This window comes from Burkholderia sp. ZZQ-2, assembly GCF_050768715.1.
Taxonomy (GTDB): Bacteria; Pseudomonadota; Gammaproteobacteria; order Burkholderiales; family Burkholderiaceae; genus Burkholderia; species Burkholderia cepacia.
In genome coordinates this window covers 1-15,001 of the sequence record NZ_LDVA01000382.1, presented here as the reverse complement: position 1 = coordinate 15,001, position 15,001 = coordinate 1, and the positions used below count along the sequence as shown (strand labels likewise).

General features: G+C 61.5%; 12 protein-coding genes. 11 read left to right on the top strand and 1 reads right to left on the bottom strand.

The features are described 5' to 3' along the window. From ABY44_RS38675 to ABY44_RS38655, 5 genes are all read left to right on the top strand, one after another. Nucleotides 1-677, top strand: a 677-nt coding sequence (locus ABY44_RS38675; RefSeq protein WP_431643284.1) for a 2-oxo acid dehydrogenase subunit E2, incomplete at its 5' end; no start/stop codon positions are given. Nucleotides 678-951: 274 nt separating this feature from the next. Beyond that, complete coding sequence (lpdA, locus tag ABY44_RS38670) at nt 952-2,733, top strand: dihydrolipoyl dehydrogenase (protein WP_431643579.1); 1,782 nt, start codon at nt 952-954, stop codon at nt 2,731-2,733. A 248-nt stretch (nt 2,734-2,981) separates the two neighbouring features. Then, entirely contained in the window at nt 2,982-3,491 is a 510-nt protein-coding gene (locus ABY44_RS38665; RefSeq protein ID WP_011661374.1) for an Lrp/AsnC family transcriptional regulator, read from the top strand. 22 nt (nt 3,492-3,513) lie between these two features. After that, nucleotides 3,514-4,662 (top strand): 3,4-dihydroxy-2-butanone-4-phosphate synthase, encoded by a 1,149-nt coding sequence (gene ribB / locus ABY44_RS38660; RefSeq protein ID WP_011548535.1) that lies wholly within the window; start codon nt 3,514-3,516, stop codon nt 4,660-4,662. A 201-nt stretch (nt 4,663-4,863) separates the two neighbouring features. After that, entirely contained in the window at nt 4,864-6,501 is a 1,638-nt protein-coding gene (locus ABY44_RS38655; protein WP_226219084.1) for an acyl-CoA synthetase, read from the top strand. Nucleotides 6,502-6,538: 37 nt separating this feature from the next. On the opposite strand, the gene ABY44_RS38650 is transcribed toward ABY44_RS38655, so the two are convergent. After that, nucleotides 6,539-7,360 (bottom strand): AraC family transcriptional regulator, encoded by an 822-nt coding sequence (locus ABY44_RS38650; RefSeq protein WP_011694458.1) that lies wholly within the window; start codon nt 7,358-7,360, stop codon nt 6,539-6,541. Nucleotides 7,361-7,578: 218 nt separating this feature from the next. Here ABY44_RS38650 and ABY44_RS38645 point away from each other — a divergent pair, with 218 nt between their 5' ends. The 6 genes from ABY44_RS38645 to ABY44_RS38620 all read left to right on the top strand — a co-directional run bounded on the left by ABY44_RS38645 (nt 7,579) and on the right by ABY44_RS38620 (nt 13,939). Then, complete coding sequence (locus tag ABY44_RS38645; protein ID WP_111940765.1) at nt 7,579-8,343, top strand: enoyl-CoA hydratase/isomerase family protein; 765 nt, start codon at nt 7,579-7,581, stop codon at nt 8,341-8,343. 2 nt (nt 8,344-8,345) lie between these two features. Continuing rightward, nucleotides 8,346-9,125, top strand: a complete 780-nt coding sequence (locus ABY44_RS38640) for a creatininase family protein (RefSeq protein WP_059686305.1) — start codon at nt 8,346-8,348, stop codon at nt 9,123-9,125. Between the two features lie 290 nt (nt 9,126-9,415). Next, nucleotides 9,416-10,570, top strand: a complete 1,155-nt coding sequence (locus ABY44_RS38635; protein WP_011548530.1) for an LLM class flavin-dependent oxidoreductase — start codon at nt 9,416-9,418, stop codon at nt 10,568-10,570. Nucleotides 10,571-10,574: 4 nt separating this feature from the next. Then, nucleotides 10,575-11,363, top strand: a complete 789-nt coding sequence (locus tag ABY44_RS38630) for an enoyl-CoA hydratase/isomerase family protein (protein ID WP_011548529.1) — start codon at nt 10,575-10,577, stop codon at nt 11,361-11,363. Next, on the top strand, nt 11,360-13,267 hold the full coding sequence (locus ABY44_RS38625; protein WP_431643578.1) for an AMP-dependent synthetase/ligase: 1,908 nt from the start codon (nt 11,360-11,362) through the stop codon (nt 13,265-13,267). Before ABY44_RS38630 ends, ABY44_RS38625 begins: the two co-directional genes overlap by 4 nt. Before the next feature lie 165 nt (nt 13,268-13,432). Next, nucleotides 13,433-13,939 carry a flavin reductase gene (locus ABY44_RS38620; protein ID WP_226219082.1) on the top strand — a complete coding sequence of 169 codons (507 nt, stop codon included), beginning with the start codon at nt 13,433-13,435 and terminating at the stop codon, nt 13,937-13,939. The last annotated feature ends 1,062 nt before the right edge of the window (nt 13,940-15,001 follow it).

Here is a 15,001-nt window from a genome sequence, read left to right as displayed (position 1 = left end):
CGAAGCCGCTGTCGCGCATCAAGAAGATCTCGGGCGCGAACCTGCATCGCAACTGGGTGATGATCCCGCACGTCACGAACAACGACGAAGCGGACATCACCGAGCTCGAAGCGCTGCGCGTGCAGCTGAACAAGGAGCACGAAAAGGCGGGCGTGAAGTTCACGATGCTCGCGTTCGTGATCAAGGCGGTGGTGGCCGCGCTGAAGAAATTCCCGACCTTCAACGCGAGCCTCGACGGCGACAACCTGGTGTTCAAGCAGTACTACCACATCGGGTTCGCGGCCGACACGCCGAACGGTCTGGTCGTGCCGGTGATCCGCGATGCGGACAAGAAGGGCCTCGTCGACATCGCGAAGGAAATGGCCGAGCTGTCGAAGGCCGCGCGCGACGGCAAGCTCAAGCCCGATCAGATGCAGGGTGGCTGCTTCTCGATCTCGTCGCTCGGCGGGATCGGCGGCACGCACTTCACGCCGATCATCAACGCGCCGGAAGTGGCGATCCTCGGGTTGTCGCGCGGGCAGATGAAGCCGGTGTGGGACGGCAAGCAGTTCGTGCCGCGGTTGACGATGCCGCTTTCCCTGGCGTTCGATCATCGCGTGATCGATGGCGCCGAAGCCGCGCGGTTCAATGCTTATCTTGGCGCGTTGCTCGCGGATTTCCGTCGCATCATTCTTTGATGAGAAGAGGGGCTCGCGGGGGCGTGCGTTTTTGTCGGTGCGCCCCGTACTGTCGTTGAACCTGTTTTGCATACGGTCTGCTAGCGTCGCCCCTGCGCGGGGCGGCGGTTACTTTTCTTTGTCTTCCAAAGAAAAGTAACCAAAAGAAAGGCGCGTCCTTGGGCGGACAGCAAAGGTGGTTCTGCCCAGGTTCGCGTTCTCTTGTCAGGCCGTGGCCGGTTCATCGTGCGAGTTTCCATTCCCTCTCTCCGTAGCCAACAAGAAGGGGACGTACATGAGTCTCATCGAAGTCAAAGTTCCAGATATCGGCGATTTCAACGGCATCGATGTCATCGAAGTCAACATCAAACCCGGCGATGTGATCGAAAAAGAGCAAACGCTCCTCACGCTCGAATCCGATAAGGCATCCATGGAAGTGCCCAGCCACATCGCAGGCACCATCAAGGAAATCAAAGTCAAAGCCGGCGACAAAGTCTCCCAAGGCACCGTGATCGCACTCGTCGAAGCGTCCGCAAACGCCACCGCACCGGCGAAAGCACCAGAGCCCGCCAAGCCCGTCGCGGCCGCGGCACCGGCAGCGGCTCCGGCACAGGCCGCAGCCGCTGCCGCTCCGGCGCCGCAAGCCGGCAGCTACGGCGGCTCAGCCGACATCGAGTGCGACATGCTCGTGCTCGGCGCCGGCCCCGGCGGCTACTCGGCCGCGTTCCGCGCCGCCGACCTCGGCATGAAGACGGTGCTCGTCGAACGCTATTCGACACTCGGCGGCGTATGCCTGAACGTCGGCTGCATCCCGTCGAAAGCGCTGCTGCACACGGCGCTGGTCGTCGAGGAAGCCGCAGCGCTCGCGTCGCACGGCATCACGTTCGGCAAGCCCCAAGTCGACCTCGACAAGCTGCGCGACTTCAAGGGCGGCGTCGTCAAGAAGCTGACCAGCGGCCTCGCCGGCATGGCGAGGGCGCGTAAGGTCGAAGTCGTGACCGGCATCGGCGCATTCGTCGACCCGTTCCACATGGAAGTGCAGGGCGACAACGACAAGAAGATCGTCAAGTTCAAGCAGGCCATCATCGCCGCCGGCTCTCAAGCAGTGAAGCTGCCGTTCATGCCGGAAGACCCGCGCGTCGTCGATTCGACCGGTGCACTCGAGCTGCGCCAGCTGCCCAAGCGGATGCTCGTGATCGGCGGCGGCATCATCGGCCTCGAAATGGCGACGGTGTACTCGACGCTCGGCGCCGAGATCGACGTCGTCGAAATGATGGACGGCCTGATGATGGGCGCCGACCGCGATCTCGTGAAGGTCTGGGAAAAGTTCAACGCGAAGCGCTTCGGCAACGTGATGCTGAAGACCAAGACGGTCGGCGCGGAAGCGAAGGAAGACGGTATCTACGTGAAGTTCGAAGGCGAGAAGGCACCCGCGGAAGCGCAGCGCTACGACCTCGTGCTCGTCGCGGTAGGCCGCAGCCCGAACGGCAAGAAGATCGGCGCGGACAAGGCGGGCGTCGCGGTCACCGAGCGCGGCTTCATCGACGTCGACAAGCAGATGCGCACGAACGTGCCGCACATCTTCGCGATCGGCGATATCGTCGGCCAGCCGATGCTCGCGCACAAGGCCGTGCATGAAGGCCACGTCGCAGCCGAAGCCGCGCACGGCGAAAAGGCGTACTTCGACGCGCTGCAGATTCCGTCGGTGGCATACACCGATCCGGAAGTGGCATGGGCCGGCAAGACGGAAGATCAGTGCAAGGCCGAAGGCATCAAGTACGGCGAGGCGGTGTTCCCGTGGGCCGCATCGGGCCGCGCGATCGCGAACGGCCGCGACGAAGGCTTCACGAAGCTGATCTTCGACGAGGAAACTCATCGCGTGATCGGCGGCGGCATCGTGGGCCTGAACGCGGGCGACCTGATCAGCGAAGTGTGTCTCGCAGTCGAAATGGGCGCGGACGCCGAAGACATCGGCAAGACGATTCACCCGCACCCGACGCTCGGCGAATCGGTCGGCATGGCCGCCGAATTGTATGAAGGCGTCTGCACGGACTTGCCGCCGCCCAGAAAGGCCTGATCGCCATCTCGGCTTGCGTGTCGCAAGTATGACGAGTTGCGGGTTTTCCCGAACGTGCGGCGACAATGACCGTTTTTGGTGATAACTCGACTTTTTATCAGAATTTTCCGCGGAGCTGCCAGGCATAAACTTGTTCATCAGGTGATGTTGTTCGAATGCCTGCTGGAGCGGAAATCGATGTTCTGCCGCGCAAGCGAGCGTTCGAACTTCAGGGCACCGGAGCCTTGTGCAAAGAGGAGACGCGGGCTATGAACGTTGCGCTGGACAGGATAGACCTTAGCATCCTGAGTGAACTTCAGGAGGACTCAAGTTTGACGAATCTCGAACTGGCGGCTCGAGTCAACCTGTCGCCCTCTCCCTGTCTCGTCAGGGTCAGAAATCTGGAGCGTCTCGGTGTAATCAGCCGACGCGTCGCCGTGCTCAATGCGTCCCTGCTCGGCCTGGGCATCATGGCCATCGTCGAGATCAGTCTGGAGCGGCAGGGCATGCAGGCGCGGGAGAGTTTTGCCGACACGGTCAGAGGCATCACCGAAGTCATGGACTGCTTCATGATGACCGGGCAAACCGACTATCTGCTGCGGGTGGTGGCGAGAGATCTCGTCGAACTCGAACACATCATCACGCACAAGCTGACGTCGCTTCCCGGTGTGGCCAGCGTTCGCTCGAACGTCGTCCTGAAACGGCTTGCCAACAAGACGACGCTTCCCATCGACAAGACGCGGCCTATCCAGATTCATGGACTGGCGCAGGCGTCGTGATCACATCGCGTAAGGTGCTCTCATGAGTAACGCAATGTCCGCCGGCCGGCCGGCAGATTCGCGCGCCGACATCGCAACGGCGTTGGAGATTATCGAAGAAGCGCGCGCCGGGCGGATGTTCATTCTGGTCGACGACGAGGACCGTGAGAACGAAGGCGACCTCGTCATTCCCGCGCAATTCGCCACGCCCGACGCCGTCAACTTCATGGCGACGCATGCGCGCGGCTTGATCTGTCTCGCGATGACTCGCTCGCGCTGCGAATCGCTGGGTTTGCATTTGATGAGCCGAATCAACGGTTCGCGGCACGAGACGGCCTTCACGGTGTCGATCGAGGCGCGTGACGGTGTGAGCACCGGCATCTCGGCGGCCGACCGCTCCCGCACGATTTCGCTGGCGATCAATCCGGAAACGGGGCGAGACGAGCTCGTTTCTCCCGGACACGTCTTTCCGCTCATGGCGCGCGACGGCGGCACGCTCGTGCGCGCGGGCCACACCGAGGCGGCGGTAGATATCGCCCGGCTGGCCGGGCTCGCACCGGCCGGTGCGATCTGCGAAATCATGAACGACGACGGCACCATGGCGAGGCTGCCGGACCTCATCGCCTTTTCACGGAGGCATCAGCTGAAGCTGGGCACGATCGCCGATCTCATCGCGTATCGCCGACGAACGGAACGGCTCGTCGAGGCCGTTGAACACGGGAGCTTCACCGAGCCGAATGGACGGCATTGGCGGATCGTGGTCTACCGGAACCGGATCGATCAGGTCGAGCATATCGCCTTCGTCATGGGCGATCTACGGGGCGCCGACCCCGTTCTCGTGCGCATGCATGCGATGGATACCATGAACGACGTCATCGGCGGTCACCACCTCGCGTCCCTGCGCGGCGCGGCGCGTTTGCTGGAGAACGAGAATCGCGGCGTCATCGTGGTGATCCGCGAATCCCGCCCGACGGCCGTGTCCGAGCGGGTGCGTGCCATGATGCATCCCAAGCCTGCCGAGCCGGAACTGCGCGATTACGGAATAGGCGCGCAAATTCTCACCGAACTCGGCGTGAAGAACATGATCCTGCTCTCCAATCATGAAAGAACGATCGTGGGCCTGGAGGGCTACGGTTTGAACATGGTCGAGCAGAGAAAAATAGAGCGAATTCACGACGATCAGGAAGTTTGACGCCATCCGGTCGCGCCGCCGTGCCGATGCAGAAATCGGGTCGTCCCGTTCCGATCGCGGGAGCGTTGTTCCGGATGAAGTCGTGACGCTCATCGCAGGGCGTTTCGTGACCATAAATGCAACTGGAGGAGAGATGAGACACGCAGAAAACCCCGACATCGTCGGCGCGCGCGCGAGCGCCGTGGCCGCGGGGCGGCCCGCATGAAAACGACGGCGGAAAATCCCTATACGATCGGACTCGAGCGCGACCCGGCGAACTTCATTGCCTTGTCGCCGCTGACGTTTCTCGAACGCGCCGCGTCCGTCTGGCCGGAGCGCACGGCCATCGTGCACGGCACGATACGCCGCGACTGGGCCGAAACCTACCGGCGGTGCCGGATGCTCGCCGGCGCGCTGCGCGGGCGCGGCATCGGCAACGGCGATACGGTGGCGATGATCGCGGCCAATACGCCCGAACTGTTCGAGGCACATTTCGGTGTACCGCTTTGCGGCGCTGTCCTGAACACCATCAACACACGGCTCGATGCCGACACGATCGCGTTCATTCTCGGCCACGGCGACGCGAAGCTGCTGATCACCGACCGCGAATTCTCCTCGACGGTGAAGAAGGCCCTGGCGCGGCTCGGCCGCGCCATTCAGGTCATCGACATCGACGACCCACAGTTCGGAGAAGGCGATCTGCTCGGCGAAAAAGACTACGAGGCGTTGCTGCAGGAGGCCGCGCACACAGAATTTTCTGTCGCGATGCCGGAAGACGAATGGCAGGCCATATCGCTGAACTACACATCCGGCACGACGGGCAATCCCAAGGGCGTCGTGTATCACCATCGCGGCGCATATCTGAACGCAGTATCGAACGCACTATCGTGGCATCTGGACGAGGACACGACCTATCTATGGACCTTGCCGATGTTTCACTGCAATGGCTGGTGCTTTCCGTGGACCATGGCGTTGGTGGCCGGCACCAGTGTTTTTCTGCGCCATACGCGGGCCGAGCGGATTCTCGCCGCCATCCGCACCGAGGCGGTTACGCATTTTTGTGCGGCGTCCGTAGTGTTGAACATGATCAATAACGCCGCGCCGGAGCTGAAAGCCAGCATCCGTCATGGAGTCAAGGTCATGACCGGCGGTGCGCCGCCGCCCGCTTCGGTGATCGCCGGCATGGAGCGCATGGGCTGGGACGTGACGCACGCCTACGGGTTGACCGAGTCCTATGGGCCGGTCGTGCAATGCGTGTGGCGCGACTCGTGGAATGCACTCGATCTCGATGCGAAAGCGCGGCTCAAGGCCCGCCAGGGAGTGCGCGGCCCCGCTCTCGAGGCAGTGATGGTAGCCAGCCCCGATACGCTGGAGCCTGTTCCAAAAGACGGGCAAACGCTCGGCGAGGTATTTCTGCGCGGCAACAACGTGATGAAGGGCTACCTGAAGAATTCGGACGCCACCGTGGAGGCATTTTCCGGCGGGTGGTTTCACACGGGCGATCTCGCGGTATGGCATCCCGATGGCTACCTGGAAATCAAGGATCGCTCGAAGGACATCATCATCTCGGGAGGCGAAAACATTTCGTCGATCGAGATCGAGGACATACTGTATTCCCATCCCGCCGTTCTGGAGGCGGCAATCGTCGCGCGTCCCGACGACAAGTGGGGCGAGACACCTTGTGCTTTCATCGCGCTCAAAGACGATTCGGCGGTGACCGAAGCGGACATCATCGCGTTTTGCCGCGAGCGGCTGGCACATTTCAAGGTGCCCAAGACCATCGTGTTCTCGCCGCTGCCGAAGACAGCGACCGGCAAGATCCAGAAGTTCCACTTGAGGGAGCGGGCGCGCCAGCTGTGAAAGGGGCGGCGGCGTAGCGCCAGCCGCCGCGTTTCGATCAGCGCGAGGACGCCTCCTTCTGGTCCACGCGAAACTTGCCGGGACTTTGTCCCATGGTCTTCTTGAACATGGTGATGAACGAGTTCGGACCTTCATAGCCGAGCTCGAGCGCCACTGCGTGAACCGACGCGCCTGCCGACAATCGCTGAAGCGCAATGATGATATGCAGACGCTCGCGCCAGCGCCCGAAGGTCATGCCGGTTTCGCTGCGTACCAGCCGCGCGAGCGTACGTTCGCTCATCGCATATCGGCGCCCCCATTCCGCGATCGTGCTGCGGTCGGCGGGGTTGTCGAGCAACGCCGAAGCGATCTGTTGAAGACGGGGATTGTCGGAGATCGGGAGAAAGACGTCGTCGGGCGCCAGCAGCGCGAGCTGATCCAGCAGCACTCTGGCGAGCCGGCCCACCGGGCCGTCCTTCGGATAGTCGGGCGGAAACCTGGCCAGTGAACGGATCAACTCGCGGATGAGCGGCGTGATCGTAAAGCTGCGGCAGTCGGTGGGCAGGCCGGCCTCGTCGGGCGGAATGAAGATGACGTACAGCTTGGCGAAATCGGAAGCATGATTGCTGTGCGGAATGCCGCCCGGAATCCACACCGCGCCGTTGGGCGGGACGATCCACCATCCGCTCGGCGATCGGCACATGACCGACCCGCTCAATGCGACGACCAATTGCCCCTTGCGATGAACGTGCATCGGCAGCTCATCCTCTTTTCCGCTCGTCTCCAGGAGAACGGAAATGACCGGCAAATCGACGGAGTCCGGATCGAACGGCTGATAGTTGATCTTCACCGGGTCTGTCATGGCTCGCGAAGCGGACATGCCGATTTCAGGATTGTTGGGTTCCACGGTTCACTCGCTTTCTGCGCCTGCCTGGCCTCGGTGAATTCACGTATCGCCGCCCTCGGTGCAACATACGGTGGGCCATCCGACTGACGCGATTTTAATCCGCCGAATCAACGATGGCGCCGGCAAATCAAAATTAAATTTGGCCCCGTCGGACCTACACTGACTCGATGTAAATTCACGAGACATCAGGTATGAAAACCGACGAATTGATTTGCACACGGATCGACGCGGACGTCGTGCAACTGACGATCGACCGGCCGCCGGCGAACGCACTGAACGAACCGCTCATCACCGCATTGATGTCCGTCTTCCGCGACTTCGCTCGACACGACGTGCCACCCGGCATCGTGCTCACCGGGGCGGGAGAGAAGTTCTTTTGTGCCGGCGGCGATATCAATGAAGTGGCGGACCATGAGCTCGCCCTGTCGCGCATGGAAGCGTTCCACGCGTTCCTGGCGCAACTCGAGCAGTATCCGAGCCCGCTCGTGTGCGCGGTCAACGGCTATGCAGTGGGTGCCGGATTCGAAATGGCGCTGCATGCGGACTACGTCGTCGCGTCCGCTGAATCCCGGCTAGGATTTCCCGAGATCAATCACGGCCTGTTGCCCGCGGCAAAAGGCATGCGCCACGCAGCGGCCCTGCTGGGTCGGCGTGCCGCGCGTTCACTGCTTTTCTCCGGTGAACTGATCACGGCCGGAGAAGCGTTGGCGATAGGCGCGGTGGACGCGATCTCCCCGCACGATGAAACGCTGAGAGACGCGCTGGCCAAATGCCGCGCGCTTTGCGCCAAAGATCGCCAGCTGTTCGCCGCCATCAAGCGAACGCTGCGCGAGAGTCCACGGATGAACGACGAAGCTCTGCTGCAGATGACGCTCGATGACCTGCGTGGATATCTCGGCAACGCGCGGACCGCGGACGCAAGATCCATATTTCTGAACCGCAATAAGAAGGCCTGATCGTGAGCAATCTCAAACTGTCGGAAACGCTGCATCTTGCGCGCATGACGTATGAGGGCGTGGCGGCCGCATTGGCCACGCAGTTCGATCGCGTCATCATTCCTTGCGGCGCAATCGAGCAGCACGGCCCCCATCTGCCGCTGAGCATGGATGCCGATCATGCTGACGCGCTGGCCGTGGAAATCGCCACGTTGCTGGGGCGAACCCTGATCGCGCCGACGATACGAGTGGGATGCTCGAAGCACCACATGGCCTTCCCGGGCACGATCTCGTTGCAGGAGCACACGTATGCCGCGCTCTGCCACGATTACTGCGTGAGCCTCGCGGCACATGGATTCAAGTGCATCTATCTGTTCTCGGCGCATGTCGGTAACTTCAATGCCCTTCATGCGATGTTGCCGGAATTGCGACAGGCCGTCGGGCCAGACGTCCAGGTGCTTGCCTATACGGATCATCAGGCGTGGCTGCGCGAATGGCGACTGGCCGTCGAGGAAGCCGGCGGCGATCCGGAATCCGTGGGCGGACACGCAGACATCGCCGAAACCTCCCTGATGATCCACCTTGATCCGGACAGTGTGCGACTCGCTCGACTCACGGCCGGCCACGTGGGTGCCATGACGACCGAGCAATTGAACCGGATGTGGAAGGAAGGCGTGGCGTCGATCTCCCGAAACGGCGTGCTGGGCGATGCGCGAGGATCGTCACGCGAGATCGGCGAGGCCTGTTTGCGTGCGACCGCGAGGCTTCTCGCGTCGGCATTTGCGGCCGAATCGTCGACCTAGAAAAAGACGGAGAGCCGGCAGCATGATCTGCCGGTATCGGCAAGGTTGCGGCATGAAAAGAATAAAAAATGCTGCGGGATGTGCGGCAATATCTATTCACGAAAACAAAAGAGACATCAAGACAGAAAAGGCATCCGGATGGATGAGTATCGCTATCCAATCTGGATGGGCTGTTTCTAAATCAAGTTAAACGACGATGTTAATTGGTTGGCGGCGTGACACTGCCCGAACCTCGGCAGCAGTTCGCGCGCGCCGTGAATTTTCGAATTACGACTGTCAAGGAAAAGAAAATGCCATTGAAATTCGGTTTTTGGTCCGAGCAGGAGACGCAGGTCGGGCATAGCTACTCGAACAGGCTTCGCGAGCTGGTTCGCGAAGCGCGCTTCGCCGAGCAAATGGGTTTCGACTTTGTTGCGTTGTCGGAGCAGCACTTTGCGCTTGGCGGCGTGTCGAGTTCGGCGCCTGAAGTGGTGTTCGGTTATCTCGCGGCCGTCACTTCGCGAATCAAGCTGCGTCCTGCCGTGGCGCTGATGCCGAAGGCCATCAATCACGCGCTGCGTACCGCGGAACGGCTGGCGGCCACCGACATCCTCTCCGAAGGCCGGATGGAGATGTATTGCGGGCGCGCGAACACGACGATCGCAATGCGCGCGTTCAACGTATCGCCGGAGGAAACCCTGCCGCAAATGGAAGAGGGCATGGCGCTGTTGCGCAAAGCGATGCGTGAGGACGTGTTCACCTTCGAGGGAAAGTATTACCAGGTGCCGCCCCGGTCGCTCGTGCCGAAGCCGTTGCAAAAACCGTATCCCGTCCTCGGCGTTGCAGCCACCAGTGCGAACAGCCATGCCTGGGCCGGCTCGGAAGGTCTCGCGGTGATGAGCCATGCGATTTATCAGGGATGGGAGAAACAGAAGGGGCTGCTGGACACCTACTGGAACAGCTGGAAGCGCGATGAGACCGGGCCGTTGCACAAGCCGCGCGCCGGCATGCCGATCTTCATCGGTATCGGCAAGACCGACCAGGAAGCGAAGGACATTTACGCCGGCGCGATCATGAACTATGCGCGCATCTCGACCGATGCGTATCCGCGGCTCGCCAAACTCGCGGACAACTACGCATACATGGCCGAAAGCGTGCCCGCGATGCAGCGCGCCGCCGAAGATTGGGACTACCTGCTGAACGAATCCGCCACCACGGTGTGCGGAAGCCCCGATACCGTCATCCGTCAGTTGGAGCAATACGAGAAGCTCGGAATCGACGAGGTGCTGCTGCATATCGACTCGGTGCCGCACGAGCAGATCATGTCGACGATCGACATGGTGGGCCGTTACGTGATTCCGCATTTCAACGATCGCAACAATATCGTCCGCCCGACCGACGAGTTGCTCGAGAAGATTCGCGCCATGCGTCCGCAGGCCGCCAACCCGAAGCAAAGTCAAGGATGAACCTATGAATACGTCTTCGCGCTATCAGTATCTGAATGTCGAACAACGGTCCTCCGGTGTCGCGATCGTTACGATGAATCGCCCGGAAATCCTGAACGCCATCAATTGGGACATGCACGACGAACTCGAACGGGTATTCGTCGAGCTGGATCACGACAAAGCGGTCAAGGCGATCGTGTTGACCGGCGCCGGTCGCGGGTTCTGCTCGGGCGGCGACCAGAAGTCGATCGACAACGGCAATATCCCGTCGGCGACGCGTGGTGGCCGTCACCTCATAAGAAACATGCTGGAGGTCGAGGTGCCGATCGTGGCGGCGGTCAATGGCGTGGCCGTGGGCCTGGGCGCGACGCTCGCGCTGTTCTGCGACATGATTTATGCGAGCCCGACCGCACGGTTCGCCGATACGCACGTCAATGCCGGTGTGGTCGCGGGCGACGGCGGTGCGGTGATCTGGCCGCTTCTGCTCGGGCCGGTCCGCGCGCGGCACTATCTGATGACGGGCGACTTCGTCAGCGCGGAGGAAGCGCTGACGATGGGGATGATCAACAAGATCGTCGAAAGCGACAAGCTGCTGGAGGCGGCGATCGATTACGCGGAACTGCTCGCGAGCGGCCCGCGCGACGCGATCGTCTGGACGAAGTACTGCGTCAACAAGCTCGTCAAGCAGAATGCCCATCTGCTTCTCGACACGTCGATCGCTCTGGAGACGATCACGTTCAATTCCCCCGAGCGCCGCGAAGCGGTGGCTTCGTTTACCGAAAGGCGCAAGCGCTTTGGAGACAACTGGAAATGAGCGCGGCACCGTGGACTTCCGGCAATCAATTCGCGACCACCACCATTCCGGCCTTGCTGATCGAGCGCGTGAAGAACGACGCCGACGCAAACGCGTTCTTTCAGAGGCGTGCCGGAGCGTGGGTGCCCACCACCTGGAAGGGCTATGCGAACGCAGTCTGTTCCGTATCCGCAGTCCTCGGCGCGGCCGGTGTCGCACGAGGCGATCGGATTGCCATCATGGGCGACGTATCGCAGGAGTGGCTGATTGCCGACATGGCGACGATCTGCTCGGGCGCGGTGACGGTAGGCGTCTATTTCACCGCGTCGGTCGAGGAGGTGCGCTACTACCTGGAGGATTCAGGGGCGACACTCGCTTTTGCCGGAAGTGCCGAACAGCTTCGGGTCATGAAAGCGGCCGATACGTCCAGCCGGCTCCTCAAGATCGTGGTGCTCGATCCGGACTGGAAGCGCTCGCCTGACGAAACCGGCATGAATGTCGTTTCACTCGCCGAGTTCGCGTCGCATTTTGACGGCGACGAAGTCGCTTATCTGCGTGAGCAGTCCGAGCTTGCGCGGCCGACGGACCTGGTGAGCCTGGGTTACACCTCGGGAACCACGGGGGCGCCGAAAGGCGCGATGCTGACGCACGTGTCGATGCTCGCGGGCGCGTTCACGTGGCCGACCTTCTGTCCGGCGATATTGTCCGAACCGCAGCGCATGGTGATCCATCTGCCGCTTTCGCACACGGTCGCGCGCATTCAGGCGACGACGCTGCCGTTGATCGCGAAGACGGTACCTTACTTCGTCGACGTGTCGGCCGATTTCGCGAAGTGCATTCAGGAAGTCAGACCGACGTCCTATATGGCGCCGCCGCGCTTCTATCAGAAGTTCGCGACCCAGATCATCAACCACGTGAACGGCAGCAGCGAAGCCGAGCGGAGAAACTACACGCTCGCGCTCGGCATCGCGCGGGAAGTGCTGGCCGATCGCCAGGATGCAGGCACGGGCGACCCGTTCAAGGAACAGCTCTACGCCATCTGCCGTGAGCACGTGTTCAAGCCGTTGCTGGCCAGAATCGGCTTCGACGATTTGCGCTATCCGTACACGGCCTCCGCTCCGGTGCCGCCCGAGGTCGTCACGCTGTTTCAGTTGTGGGGCGTCAACCTGAAAGAGAATTACGGGCAAACGGAGATGGTCGGCGGCAACCTCGCGCAGGTGACCGACTGGTCGGGGCCCGGCAACTCCGGCGTCCCGCTCGACGACCCCGCCTGGGAAACCCGCGTGTTGCCGGACGGCGAAATGATCGTTCGGGGGCCGGGGCTGTTCATCGGCTACTGGAACAAGGAAGCCGAAACGAAGGCCGCGCTGCGGGACGGCTGGCTGTACACCGGCGATATCGTCGACGTCGGCGCGGACGGGTCGTACAAGCTGATCGATCGAAAGAAGGAGCTCATCAATACGGCCGCCGGCAAATCGATCAGCCCGGTGCAGGTCGAAAACGAACTGCGCCAGAGTCCGTACATTACCGAGGCACTCGTGATCGGCGAAGGGCGCAAGTATCTGACGGCGTTGATCGAAGTCGACGGCACGCTCGCCATGGACTGGGCCAGGACGCACGACCCGTCGGTCACGCAGTACGCCGATCTGGCCAGTTCGCAGCCCGTTATCGACCTGATCCGTGAAGAAGTGGAAAAGGCAAATGCGAGGTTGGCGCGCGCGGAGCAGATCAAGGCGTTCAGGATATTCCCCGAGGAACTCACACCGGAAAACGGCGTGATGACCGCCACGCGCAAGAAACGCCGCAAGGCATTGATGGCACGCTACGCGCACATTATTGCCGGCCTTTACGACGATGCCGAAGAGCAGTTGATCAAGGAGCAGCTCGTCGGTTCAGGGACAGCAGCGTCCGTTCACCGGCAATAGGAATCGCCGGCAGCGCAATTGGCCACGAGAACCCGTCGACGGTGCGGCGTGGGTGATGAACGGTGCAACGCCACGGGTACTTCGCCACGCATGCTTCATGCAAGGACCCGTGGCGCGCCGCCACGAAGCCGCACCGCCGTTCCGTCCACCGAGAGAGGTACCGCCGTGATAGCACTTTCCCCCGACCGCACGACCTTCCGCGAAGCCATGTCCCGTATCGGCGCAGCGGTGAATATCATCACCACCACGACACCTTCCGGCGATGTCGGCATGACGGTGTCCGCGGTGTGCTCCGTCACCGACGATCCTGCTACGGTGCTCGTTTGCATAGGCCGGTCCAGCCGTCAATATGGACACTTCAGCAAGGCGGGCATCATCTGCGTCAACGTTCTTTCCCATGAGCACGAGATGCTTGCACCGATCTTCGCGGGCAAGGGCGATGTCCAGATGACCGAGCGCTTCACGTACGGCGAGTGGATCCGTCTCGTCACGGGTGCGCCGGTGCTGGCCACAGCGGCCGCGAGTCTCGACTGCACGGTGGACCGGAGCATCGACATCGGCACACATACGGTCTTTTTCTGCGCCGTGCAGGCGCTACATCTCGGCTCCGCGTGTACGGGCCTCGTCTATCACGGGCGCGCTTATCATCGGCTGCCGCAGCAGCATGCGTGACACGGCGCGGCCGTTCCCCAGCGACCACAAGGCCAGGCCGATTGTTGCCGTTCGAAGTTTCTGCTGACAGTGTCCGCCGATACTGCTGATGGGTGCGTTTGCGGTGGCGTAGTCAGCAAAGGACGAGAGCTACACCGGGACGATTGTAGGCGTTCATTATTAGCGCTAGCCGTGTTCAGAAACGTTGCTAGCGGAAATTCTCAAAGAAGCCCTGGCGAACAGGGGCTTTTTGAAGTTTTCTGGCGGCGGCTTGGCCGTTGCGTTTCTGCAACAGAAACTTGGCCAATGTTCACTAACGTTGCTAGCACGTTGCACGTGTTCTTTAATATTGCTAGCGCACGTGTCGCGTGGATTGATAGGGATCCATATGGCTTCGATCGAAGAGCGGGCCGCTCGAGCAGCGAAGATTGCGTCCGTGCTTCGACCGCTTGGCAACGGCGTGCTTTCCCGACAGCAGGCTGAACGAGCAGCACAGCTATTAGGCGTTCACTGCACCACCGTATATCGCCTGCGTCGACGTTTCCTCGCAGATCCGGTCGCCAGCACATTAGAGCCAGGGCAGCCGGGTAGGCCAACCGGGGGCAGACTGGACGCCGCCGTCGAATGCGTCATTGACGAGGCTGTGCACGAATGGCTCCCAGATCAGCGGCACCTTGCGCATCCTGCAACTGATCTTGTACTTGAGGTGAAACGTCGCTGCAGCGTTGCAGGTCTATCGCCTCCAAGCAGGTCAACAATAGCTCGACGGTGGCTCTCCTATCGCGAGCAGGATGCTTTGGCACGAGCTGCCCTCCCGAACGCTGCAGTTGCCCCTGGCACATTCCAGGTCCGACATCCGTTAGATATCGTGCAGGTTGATCACACGCAAGCGGACATCCTGCTCGTTAGCGAACTGGACGGACAGATTATCGGTCGACCGTGGCTGTCTGTGGCTCTCGACGTTGCTACGAGATGTGTGCTTGGCTTTTATGTCGCAATGGAGAGGCCGGGGGCTGCGACGGTAAGCTTGCTCCTCTCGCGCGTAGTTCTGCGGAAAGAGCCGTGGCTCGAAAGACTAGGCGT

Excerpts from the sequence above, each read along its gene's own strand:
- lpdA (WP_431643579.1), top strand. The coding sequence starts at position 952 with ATGAGTCTCATCGAAGTCAAAGTTCCAGATATCGGCGATTTCAACGGC.
- ABY44_RS38665 (WP_011661374.1), top strand. The coding sequence starts at position 2,982 with ATGAACGTTGCGCTGGACAGGATAGACCTTAGCATCCTGAGTGAACTT.
- ribB (WP_011548535.1), top strand. The coding sequence starts at position 3,514 with ATGAGTAACGCAATGTCCGCCGGCCGGCCGGCAGATTCGCGCGCCGAC.
- ABY44_RS38655 (WP_226219084.1), top strand. The coding sequence starts at position 4,864 with ATGAAAACGACGGCGGAAAATCCCTATACGATCGGACTCGAGCGCGAC.
- ABY44_RS38650 (WP_011694458.1), bottom strand. The coding sequence starts at position 7,360 with ATGTCCGCTTCGCGAGCCATGACAGACCCGGTGAAGATCAACTATCAG.
- ABY44_RS38645 (WP_111940765.1), top strand. The coding sequence starts at position 7,579 with ATGAAAACCGACGAATTGATTTGCACACGGATCGACGCGGACGTCGTG.
- ABY44_RS38635 (WP_011548530.1), top strand. The coding sequence starts at position 9,416 with ATGCCATTGAAATTCGGTTTTTGGTCCGAGCAGGAGACGCAGGTCGGG.
- ABY44_RS38630 (WP_011548529.1), top strand. The coding sequence starts at position 10,575 with ATGAATACGTCTTCGCGCTATCAGTATCTGAATGTCGAACAACGGTCC.
- ABY44_RS38625 (WP_431643578.1), top strand. The coding sequence starts at position 11,360 with ATGAGCGCGGCACCGTGGACTTCCGGCAATCAATTCGCGACCACCACC.